The organism is Actinomadura sp. 7K507, assembly GCF_004348425.1.
Taxonomy (GTDB): domain Bacteria; phylum Actinomycetota; class Actinomycetes; order Streptosporangiales; family Streptosporangiaceae; genus Spirillospora.
Genome location: NZ_SMKK01000309.1, coordinates 1 through 9,307, shown reverse-complemented (window position 1 = coordinate 9,307; position 9,307 = coordinate 1). Strand labels below are relative to the sequence as shown.

General features: G+C 72.0%; 8 protein-coding genes. 2 read left to right on the top strand and 6 right to left on the bottom strand.

Annotation, left to right across the window (positions count from 1 at the left end):
* Window positions 1–36: 36 nt before the first annotated feature.
* From aztD to aztB, 4 genes are read right to left on the bottom strand one after another with little or no spacing between them, the layout of a single operon-like run.
* On the bottom strand, window positions 37–1,221 hold the full coding sequence (gene aztD, locus E1285_RS40510; RefSeq protein WP_132159908.1) for a zinc metallochaperone AztD: 1,185 nt from the start codon (window positions 1,219–1,221) through the stop codon (window positions 37–39).
* Window positions 1,222–1,274: 53 nt separating this feature from the next.
* Window positions 1,275–2,213: a zinc ABC transporter substrate-binding protein AztC gene (gene aztC / locus E1285_RS40505; RefSeq protein WP_132159907.1), complete on the bottom strand. Its 939-nt coding sequence runs from the start codon at window positions 2,211–2,213 to the stop codon at window positions 1,275–1,277.
* Window positions 2,207–3,409 (bottom strand): hypothetical protein, encoded by a 1,203-nt coding sequence (locus tag E1285_RS40500; RefSeq protein ID WP_207947183.1) that lies wholly within the window; start codon window positions 3,407–3,409, stop codon window positions 2,207–2,209. Before E1285_RS40500 ends, aztC begins: the two co-directional genes overlap by 7 nt.
* Window positions 3,410–3,435: 26 nt before the next feature.
* Window positions 3,436–4,329, bottom strand: a complete 894-nt coding sequence (gene aztB, locus E1285_RS40495) for a zinc ABC transporter permease AztB (protein WP_132159905.1) — start codon at window positions 4,327–4,329, stop codon at window positions 3,436–3,438.
* 74 nt (window positions 4,330–4,403) lie between these two features.
* Here aztB and aztA point away from each other — a divergent pair, with 74 nt between their 5' ends.
* A complete protein-coding gene (aztA, locus tag E1285_RS40490) occupies window positions 4,404–5,048 on the top strand; it encodes a zinc ABC transporter ATP-binding protein AztA (RefSeq protein WP_132159909.1) in 645 nt (214 codons plus the stop codon).
* A 116-nt stretch (window positions 5,049–5,164) separates the two neighbouring features.
* Here the strand turns inward: aztA and ligA are convergent, their stop codons facing one another.
* The gene (ligA, locus tag E1285_RS40485; RefSeq protein ID WP_132159904.1) at window positions 5,165–7,156 is read right to left on the bottom strand and encodes an NAD-dependent DNA ligase LigA; all 1,992 of its coding nucleotides are present in this window, start codon (window positions 7,154–7,156) and stop codon (window positions 5,165–5,167) included.
* A 233-nt stretch (window positions 7,157–7,389) separates the two neighbouring features.
* Here ligA and E1285_RS40480 point away from each other — a divergent pair, with 233 nt between their 5' ends.
* Entirely contained in the window at window positions 7,390–7,842 is a 453-nt protein-coding gene (locus tag E1285_RS40480; protein ID WP_132159903.1) for a Fur family transcriptional regulator, read from the top strand.
* 46 nt (window positions 7,843–7,888) lie between these two features.
* Here E1285_RS40480 and E1285_RS40475 read toward each other — a convergent pair whose 3' ends face one another.
* Entirely contained in the window at window positions 7,889–9,106 is a 1,218-nt protein-coding gene (locus tag E1285_RS40475) for an MFS transporter (RefSeq protein ID WP_243723395.1), read from the bottom strand.
* Window positions 9,107–9,307: the final 201 nt, after the last annotated feature.

The window sequence follows — 9,307 nt, the reverse complement described above, 5'->3', positions numbered from 1 at the left end:
GTCTAGGACTGTATGGAAAAGCGGTCTTGGTGACGGTCAGGTGCTGGTGAGTTCGTTGGGGGTTTGCGGCAGTTGGGCCTTGGTCTTGACCTCGCCGGATTCGATGTCGACGGCGTAGAGCGTCTTGGCATCGGGGTCGGTGACGTAGGCGGTGTGGTCACGGACGTGGAGGGTGGGGCGGGGCTGCTGCCATTCCAGCGGCTCGCGCCACTTGTCCATGATCTTGATCTTCTCGGTGACCTCGCCGCGTTCGGGGTCGATGACGTGCAGGGCGCCGTCGGTGCCCAGGACCAGGGCTTCGCCGTGCGGGCCGCGTCCCAGGGACCGGAAGGTGTAGCTGGTGCCCAGGTCGACGAGTTTGAGGTCGCCGGTGCGGGTGTCGATCAGGGAGACCCGCTCGGGACGTTCGAGTTCGGCGTCGGGGTCGGTCTTGTAGTCGCCCAGGACGATCGGGGACTCCTCGTGGCCGGCCTGGTTGCCGATGCGTCCGTACTCGTCGGGCGCCTTGACCTTGGTGAACTCGCCGTCCTTGTAGAGGAGGGCGCCGTTCTCGCAGCCGATGAGGACGGCCTCGTCCTTGGCGGTGGCCTCGCCGTGCACGCCCGGGCATTCCTCGTTGCGGGCGGTCTCCTTGCGGTTCTTGTCGAGGATCTGGGCGCCGGTGCGCTCCTCCTCGGTGCCGAGGGTGACCAGCAGTGAGCCGTTGGTGAGTTCGATGGCCACGCCGTGGTGGGGGTGCTGGGTGGTGTGGTTGGACGCCTCCGGGAGCCCGTCGCCGAGTCGGCGGGGGTCGAAGGTGGTGACCTTGCCGGTGCCGTCGGAGAACAACACGGTCTTGCCCGCGTGGTGGACGACGTGGCCGGGTTCGGGTGCGGTGAACTCGTCCTTGGTGAGCTGGGCGCCGGCGGCGTCCAGGACGCGGAACCCGGTGGAGGTGGAGACCATGACGTGGCGGTCGTTTCCGGCGGGGTTGACGCGGTTGAACCCCTCCAGGGGGATGTTCTGCACGACCTTGAGCGTGGTGCTGTCGATGATGGACAGGCCGCCGTCGTAGGTCATCACCAGCGGGTCCTGGACCTTGGCCGTGGCGGGCGCCGAGGTCTCCTGTGCGGTGGGGTCGGGGTCGTCCTGGCCGCAGGCGGTGAGGACGAGGCCGAGCGTGACCATCGCGGCGGGGAGAACCGCCTTGGCGTGCGGCCTCGGGTGCGTCGAGCGTTTCATTTCAGCTCTCTGTTCCTTGTTGGGGGCGACATCCATGGGGGTGTCCGGTGGGTTCATCCGGTGGCGAGCCCGGCGCTGATCGCGTCGGTGTTGGCGCGCATCATCCGCAGGTAGGTGGGCGCGCCGCCGTCGGGGCCGGTGAGCGATTCGGAGTAGAGCGGGACGATGTCGATGCGCAGCCCGGCCTCATGCGCCATGACCTGGGCGAGCCGGTCCGGCTGCGAGGAGTCGGCGAAGACGGCCGGCACGCCGGCTTTCCGGACGGCGTCGGCCAGCGACTTCAGGTCCGAGCCGCTGGGCGAGGCCAGCGTGGTGCCGCTGGGGATGACGGCCCCGATGACTTCGAAGCCGTAGCGCCGGGCCAGGTAGCCGAAGACGTGGTGGTTGGTGACGAGCTTGCGGCGTTCGGGCGGGATCTCGGCGAACTCGCGGCGCATCCGGGTGTCCAGGGCCGTGACCTGGGTGCGGTACCTGGCCGCGTTGGCGCGGACCTGTGCGGCGTCGACGCCGTCGACATGCTCGGTCACCCGGGTGGTGATGAGGTCGATTGCCTTGGCCACCCGGACGGGGTCGGTCCAGAAGTGCGGGTCGTGCTGGCGCGCGGTCCGTCCCTCGGTGTAGGTGATCGGGTCGGTCCCCTCCCCCACGGCGAGCGCCGGCACTCCCTGGTCGCGGGCGGCCTTGATGTTGCGTGCCACGCCTTCCTCCAGGCCCAGCCCGTTGTGGACGAGCAGCGCGGCGTTCTCGATGCGGGCGGCCTGCTGGGCGGAGACGCCGAAGGAGTGCGGATCGGCGCCGGGCTTCATCAGCACCGTCACCTCGGCCTGGTCGCCGACGATGGTGCGGGTGATGTCGCCCAGGATGTTGGTGGTGACGACCACACCGGACCGTTCGGGGCCCAGCGCGGAGCATCCGGTCACGGCCAGGCACAGCGCGACCAGCAGTCCGGTGGCACGCCGCAGGCCACGGGAGCGCGGAGTGGCGGTCACCATCCCGTCTCCACCATGTGCGCGGGGGCGAAGGGGAGCTTGAACGAGCGGGCCAGACGGAGGTCGTCGTTGTAGTCGATCTCGTGGACGGCGTTTCCGGCGGGGTCGTTGACGTAGGCGCGCATGGTGTCCACCTGGATCACCGGTGAGGGCCGCGTGCCGCCGGTGTCCTTCGGTGAGCCGGTGTCCTTGAGCAGCTTCGTGTCTGCTTCCTGCTTTCCCGTGCCCGGGTCGTAGGAGCGCAGGACGCCGTCCCGTCCGAGCAGGAGGACCGGGGAGTCCTCGCCGGCCGCGCTCACCGCGACCGCGGGAACGGATCCGCCGACCCTGTTCCATGTCCTGGCGGCGATGTCGAGCACCCAGGCGCCCTTGTCGCCGGCGGTCGCCGCCAGCACGTTCGATCCGGGACGGTGACGGAACTCCAGCGCCCGCTCCTCGGCGGGCACCTCGCCGGGGTAGGGGATCTTCTCCGCAGCGAATCTCCCGTCCTCGCCGGTCACCAGCAGGGCCCCGTCCGAGCAGCCGAGGACGGCGCCGCGCCGGGTGATCGCCTGCCCTCGCGGCTCGGGACAGGACTCGGGCAGCTGGGAGATCCGGTGTCCCTTGCGGTCGTGGACGGCGACGTGCCCGGTCCCGTCCGAGGCGGCCAGCAGGTGCCCCGCGTACGGCACCGCGACGGTGGCCTCGACCCGCGCCGGCTCCTGGATCTTCCCGTCGTCGAGCGCCTTCCGGTCCAGCACGCGCGCTGTGCCGCCCGCGGCCAGCGTGGTCACGGCGAGGTCGCCGGCCACCTCGGGAGTCCCCGCGGCGGGCAGGTCGCCCACGGTGCGGGCGGGGGCGCGGTAGTAGTGGACGTGGTCACCGTGGTCGACCGTCCAGACCCCTGTGTCGATGACGCGCTGGGCGTCGCCGGTGGTCAGGTAGGCGTGGCGGCCGTCGGTCCGCATCGCGGTGAGCCCGGCGGCCTCGCCGACCGGGACGCTCTTGCCGGTGGCCGGGTCCAGGGAGTGGATCCGGCCACCCTGCGCGTCGGCCAGGATCAGCCGCCACTGCGGCTCGGCCGTCTCCTCGGCTCCCTCGACATGGCCGTGCGGAGTGGGCCCGGCGCCCGCGGAACCGTCCTCGCCTCCGGAGGCGCCGCACCCGCCGAGCAGGGTGAGCAGGATTCCCGTCGCGGCGGCGGCCACCGATGCGCGCATCCGGCCACCGCCCGTGCTGCCACAGATCATGAGGTGTACCCGAGTTCCTTTCGTGCGGGTCCGTCCGGAGCCATGCGGTCCGAGGACGGGGATGCGCCGTGCGACCGGCGCCCGCGCAGTTCCGCCGCCAGCGCGGACAGGAAGAAGAAGGCCACGGCGACCGCGGCGATCGTCGCTCCGGCCGCGGTCCCCAGATGCCACGACACCAGCAGTCCGGTGACCGTCGAGAGCGCGCCGAGCAGCGCCGCACCCGCCATGACCAGCGGGACGCTGCGCGCCCACAGCACCACCGCCGCGGGCGGCGCGATCAGCAGCCCGAACACCAGCAGCGTGCCCACGACGTGGAAGGACGCGGTGATCGCCAGGGTCAGCAGGCACAGCAGCAGCGTCTGGGCGAGCCGCGGCCGCATGCCCAGAGTGCGGGCCTTGCGCGGATCGAAGGCGAGCGCGGTGAACGAACGATGCGCCACCGCCGTGATGACGGCCGCGGCGCCCAGCGCCACCGCCAGCACCACCAGGTCGCCCGGGCGCACCGCCAGCACGTCCCCGAACAGGAAGGCGGTCAGGTCGACCGCGAAACTCTGCGAGTGCGACACCAGGATCACGCCGGTGGCGAGCATCCCGACGAACAGCAGCCCGATGCTGGTGTCCTGCGACAGGCGGGACGAGCGCGACAGCGCCGTGACGCCCAGCGCCATCGCGCCGGCGCTCAGCACGGCGCCGAGGAAGAGGCTTCCCTCCAGCAGCGACGCCGCCGCCACGCCGGGCAGCATGCCGTGCGACATCGCGTCGCCGAGGAAGGCCATGCCGCGCAGCACCACCCACGTGCCGGCAAGCGCGCATATGCCCGAGACCAGCAGCCCGCCCCACAGCGCCCGCTCAACGAAAGACACCCCGAACGGGGCGAGAAGCCATTCCATGCACCGCACCATATAATGAAAACCGTTATCATTCGCAACATGGGAGAGTGCCAGTGAGCGAGACGGCGATCACAATGCGCGAGGTGCGGGCGGGTTACGGACCCGCGCCGGTGCTGTACGACATCACGGCCCTCGTCCCTCGATCGCGCGTGACCGCCCTGGTCGGGCACAACGGCTCGGGAAAGTCGACCCTGCTCGGCGTGCTCGCGGGCACGCTCGCCCCGTCCGGCGGGACGATCGAGCGTTCCTGCTCGCAGCGACCCGCGCTGGTGCTCCAGCGCGCCGCGGTCCCGGCCACCCTCCCCATGACCGTGCGGAGCGCGGTCGCCATGGGACGCTGGGCCGATCGCGGCTGGTGGAGACGCCTCACCAGGCACGACAAGACCGTGGTCTGCGAGTGCATGGAACGCGCCGGCATCACCGAGCTCGCCAAGGCGCAGCTCGGCGAGCTGTCCGGCGGCCAGTACCAGCGCACCCTGATCGCCCAGGGCCTCGCCCAGCGGTCCGATCTCCTGCTGCTCGACGAACCCGCGGCCGGCCTGGACCAGGACGCCCAGAACCGGATCCTCGGCATCTTCGACGAGCTCACCGAGAGCGGCGTCACCATCGTCCACGCGACGCACGACGCCGGCGCCGCCGCCCGCGCCGACCACTGCCTCCTCCTCAAGGAAGGCCGCCTCCTGGCAGAAGGCGGCCCGGACGCGGTGCTGCAACACTGACCACGGCCCACCCGTCCAGAGCGAGCAAGCCCAAATCCTCAGCTGGCGGCATTGACGCGCCAACCGGCCCGGACCGTCTCGCCGGTGGCGGCCGGGTCCGTCAGTTGCCGGGTGCGTTAGATGACGCCGGCCTCGGCCAGCCAGCGCCACAGTTCGTCCTGGTCGACGACCGTGACCCCGAGCTTCTCGGCCTTGCCCGTCTTCGCGGCGCCGACGTTGGCGCCGGCGAGCAGGTAGTCGGTGCCGGCCGACACCGACGAGGTGGCCGTGGCCGCCGCCTGCTCGACCAGGCGCGTGACGTCCGGCCGGCTGATCTTCGCGCCCGAGCGCGGGTCGGTGAACGCGCCGGTGATCACGACCGTCGTGCCCTTGAGCGGCGAGTCGCCCGCCGCCGCCGTGTCGACCGGGCGGTCCTCGGGCAGCACGTCGAGGTTCACCCCGCGCTCGCGCAGCGCCGCGATCTCCGCCTGGACCTCGGCGCGGGCGAAGAACGCCACGATGCTCTCGGCGGCCTTCGGCCCGATGTCGCGGATGGCCACCAGGTCCTCGGCCGTCGCCGCCGCGACGTCCTCGATGCGCTCGTAGCCGGCCAGGCACAGGCGCTTGGCCGTGCCCTCGGAGGCCATCGGGATCGCCAGCCCGATCAGCGCCCGCCGCAGCCCCATGTCCTTGGAGGACGCGATCGAGTCGACCATGTTCCCGGCGCTGACCTCGCCCATCCGCTCGTAGCCGAGCAGCTGCTCGGCCGTCAGGTCGTAGAGGTCGCTGCGGTTCTTGAGCACGCCGTCCTCGGCGAGCTTCTCGATCCAGACGTCGCCGACGCCCTCCATGTCGGCCGCCTGGCGCGAGGCCCAGTGCATCAGGCGGCGCGTCGCCTGGGCCGGGCACTGCAGGTTCACGCACCAGCGCTCCTCGCCGGTGCCGCGGACCTCCAGGCCGGAACCGCACGAGGGGCAGTCCGCCGGCGGGACGATCTCGGCCTCGCTCCCGTCGCGCCGTTCCGGCAGCGAGCGGCCCGCGAACGGGATCACGTCGCCGCGCCGCACGACGGCGACCGTGTCGCCGATGCGCAGGTCGCGCTCGCGGATCAGCCGCGGGTTGTGCAGGGTGATGTTCTCCACCGTCACGCCGCCGACGAACACCGGCGCGACCTTCGCGCGGGGCGGGACGCGGCCGATCTTGCCGACCGGCCACTCGACCGACAGCAGCGTCGTCAGCTTCTCCTCCGGCGGGTACTTGAACGCGATCGCCCCGCGCGGCTCGGCGCTGTTGAAGCCCGCCGCGTCGAACGCCGCCGGCTCGTGCAGCCGCACGACCGCGCCGTCGATCTCGTAGTCCAGCCCGTCGCGGCGGCCGCCGATCTCGTGGATCGCGTCCATCACCTCGGCGGCCGTCGCGCACACGTACTGGGCGACCGGCTCGAACTCCGCCGGGACCGGGACGGCGGCGCCGTCGCGGTCCGCGCCGAACGCGAAGAACCGCAGCAGCCGCTGGGCCTTCGCGGCGGCCTCGGGGTCCTTCAGCACCAGCGTCCCTGCGGCGCCCGACCGCGGGTTGGTCAGCGTCTTGTCGGGGTGCGCCTCGTTGTAGGCGGCCCACACCGACCGCAGCATCACCGCCTCGCCGCGGACCTCGACGCGCCCCTGCTCCTCGATCCGGAGCGGCAGGCCCGGGATCACGTGGCGCACCTTCCCGGTCACCAGCTCGCCGACCGTGCCGGTGCCGCGCGTGGCGACGTAGTCGAGCTCCCCGCCGGTGTAGACGACGCTGAGCGAAAGCCCGTCGAGCTTCTCCGACACGCGGAAGACCTGCCCGCTGAACCGCTCGCAGAACGTGCTGATCTGCTCCTCGCTCGTCGCCTTCGCCAGCGAGAGCATCGGACGCGCGTGGCGCACGGTCGGCCCCGTGAGCTCCGCCGGCGCGTTGACCTTGCCGAGCGGGCTGTCGGCCGGCTCCAGCTCGGGATGCTCGGCGACCAGCGCCGCCAGCTCGTCCTTGAGCGCGTCGTAGTCCGCGTCCGGCAGCGGGCTGTCGCCGGAGCCGTAGTACAGGTCGTTCAGCCGCCTGACCTCGGCGGTCAGCTCGATGATGCGCTTTTCGACGTCCACCCTTCGATTAAACGCGATGGCACCGACAGTGTCCGTGGGGCCGTAGCTATCCGCGACGCCTCTCGCCCCGCCGGGCACCGCGCCTATGGCCGCATCCGGGCGAGCATCTCCGTCCTCATCGGGCTTGTGCGCGACGGGGCGAAGCCGCGTCCTGCGGATTGATAGCGTGCAAATGACTGATCCAGGGCAGGTCAGCCACCCAATCGAGATGCTGATCGGACAGGGCGGGCATCATGAACACAGGTCCATCCCGCGGTCCCGCGCAGCGGACGTCCCCGGCGGGCGGAGGGACACGCGTCCGCGGGACCCGGCAGGGCGTGATCATCGGTCAGGTCCTGGCCGAGCTCCCGGAGTTCCGCAGCGCCCAGGACATCCACGGTGAGCTGCGACGCCGCGGTGAGCGCACCGGGCTCGCCACGGTCTACCGCCACCTGCAGGCCCTCCGCCAGGACGGCACGGTCGACGCCATCCAGGACCAGAACGGCGAGACCCTCTACCGCCGCTGCGAGAGCAGCGGCCATCACCACCACGTGACCTGCCGCTCCTGCGGCAGCAGCATCGAGGTCGAGGGCGGCGTGGTCGAACGCTGGGCCGAACGCGTCGCCGAAGAGGCCGGTTTCACCGACATCGACCACACCGTGGAGATCTTCGGCACCTGCCCCGCCTGCGCCCGCGGGCGCGGCTGACTCCCGCCACCTCGGTGGCCGAGGTCGGGGCGGGGGCCCTCGGTGCCTACACGGTCTTGGTGATGCGCACGGGCGCCTGTCTGGGAGGCTTGTTGGAGAAGTGACGGGCGCCGGGGACGAGCGCCGCGGCGGCCGGGGCCAGGAGACAGACAGCCGCGCATGCGCCGAGGACGGGCTCGGGGCCGAAGGCGTTCATGGCGGGCGCTATGAGGGCGAGCCCGAGCGGGGCGAGCCCGTACGACAGCAGGAAGTCCAGGGACGAGACGCGGGCCAGCTTTCCCGGCTCGATCTCCCGCTGCGTGGCGGTGAACCAGGGCACGTTGAACAACTCGATGCCGATGCCGGTCATGACGTAGGCGGTGATGATCACCCATGGGTGCACGGGCAGCAGCAGGCTGAGCGGTGCGAGGGCGTAGAGGGCGAGGCCGGCCAGCGCGTTCCAGCCCTGGGCGCGGGGCCGCCAGCGGGAAATGGCCAGGGCGCCGATCAGCGCGCCGACGATGTAGGCGGTCGCGGCGCCGGCCAGCACCGCCTCGCTGCCGTACCGGTCGCGGCTGATCAGGGGCAGCGCCACGCCGGTGGCCGAATAGCCGGTGGCGATGACCGCCGTCAGCGCGGCCAGGCCGGCCAGGAACCACGGGTGCCGGCGGGCCTCGGCGACGCCCTCGGCGAACTCGGCGAAGAATCCGGCCCGTTCCCGCCCGGTGGCGGTCGGCGCCGGGCCGCCCGGCGGGGGTGCCAGCGCGGCCACCAGCCAGAGCAGGGCGATGCCGAGCAGCAGGCCGCGGGCGTCCAGGACCATCGCGAGCAGGGCCGCCATGGCAGGAGCGACGAGCGTGGTCACCCGTACGGCCAGGGTCATGGCGGCGTTGGCCCGCTGGCGCCGCGCGGCCTCCACCACCTCGGCGGTCAGAGCCTGGAACGCCGGACGGCACGCGCCCTGACCGGCCCCTGAGAGGGCGGCGGCCACGGCCATGAGCGCCACCGAGCGCCCCAGCCCCAGTGCGATGAGCGGTGTCGCGGCGGCGGCGGACAACCCCGCCCACAGCACCATCTCGCGGCGCGACCGGCGGTCGGCGAGCACGCCGCTGACCGGCACCGCCGCCAAGAACCCGACCGTACGGGCAGCGAGCACGAGGCCCAGAGCGGACGGAGACAGGGAACGCTCCAGCACCGCGAGCCCGAGAACGAACGGCAGCGCCCAGGTCGCGAGACCCGAGGCCGTGTTTCCTGACCAGAGGCGAAGGAACGCCGCATCGCGCAGTACAGAGCGGTCGGGGTCGCCCCTCCCGGAGGCAGGCGGCGGTGTTGTCGTCACAGGTGCTGTCTCCTGCCGCACGGCCCGCACTCCGTGCCGGACCCAGGGCCCAATCGACAATGATTACCGTTATAGTAACCACATCGGCGACAGGCCCCGAGCCGGGCACCCTTTCCCTGCACTGCATCGCCTCCCCCACGGCCCAAC

Excerpts from the sequence above, each read along its gene's own strand:
- aztD (WP_132159908.1), bottom strand. The coding sequence starts at position 1,221 with ATGAAACGCTCGACGCACCCGAGGCCGCACGCCAAGGCGGTTCTCCCC.
- aztC (WP_132159907.1), bottom strand. The coding sequence starts at position 2,213 with ATGGTGACCGCCACTCCGCGCTCCCGTGGCCTGCGGCGTGCCACCGGA.
- E1285_RS40500 (WP_207947183.1), bottom strand. The coding sequence starts at position 3,409 with ATGCGCGCATCGGTGGCCGCCGCCGCGACGGGAATCCTGCTCACCCTG.
- aztB (WP_132159905.1), bottom strand. The coding sequence starts at position 4,329 with ATGGAATGGCTTCTCGCCCCGTTCGGGGTGTCTTTCGTTGAGCGGGCG.
- aztA (WP_132159909.1), top strand. The coding sequence starts at position 4,404 with ATGCGCGAGGTGCGGGCGGGTTACGGACCCGCGCCGGTGCTGTACGAC.
- E1285_RS40480 (WP_132159903.1), top strand. The coding sequence starts at position 7,390 with ATGAACACAGGTCCATCCCGCGGTCCCGCGCAGCGGACGTCCCCGGCG.